Consider the following 537-nt stretch of genomic DNA (forward strand, 5'->3'; position numbering starts at 1 on the left):
TCGACATTATGCAGGTGCGTAGGATGCCGCGCATCGTGAACGTGGTGCCAGAAATTCCTGAAGAAGACCCTGTGCGCGGTAGCCTGAATTACGTGACGCGCGCCGAATTGTCTACCGTGTACGACGGCCTGTCCAATCTTCTCGACTACGAGACATACGTTCCGATGCGTCCGCATTGGGAGGAACAGGAGATCGTGCGCCGGCCCCAGATCGAGATCGATCGCACATGTGCCCGAGGCTACAATGTGGTGAGGCTTCATGTAGGCAATATACCGTGGACCACGCATTACATTGCGGGCTCCGACTGTGGGCTGATATTGAGCGACGTTATTCTGTTCCATCAGGCATGGGCGTGGTTGGCGGCCGTGGGCCATATCATCGGGCAAACGCCGCTCGATGATTTCTTGGGTTACTCAATATACAACCAGCTGAATCGGGCACGCCACGACATGAACTTCAGCAATCGCGGGTTCGGTGCCAAGTCCTTCGATATTCAGTACCGGCAGCGGCGGTTGCGTGTCATGCACAATTCTGTTG

At 55.7% G+C, this 537-nt stretch carries 1 protein-coding gene; it reads left to right on the plus strand.

The window, feature by feature from the left end; translation table 11 throughout:
- A partial coding sequence (locus AC1RPG_RS08020; RefSeq protein ID WP_481762473.1) for a hypothetical protein occupies window positions 1-537 on the plus strand: 537 nt, incomplete at both ends.

This window comes from Dellaglioa sp. CoH-57-MRSF-18, from assembly GCF_056781995.1.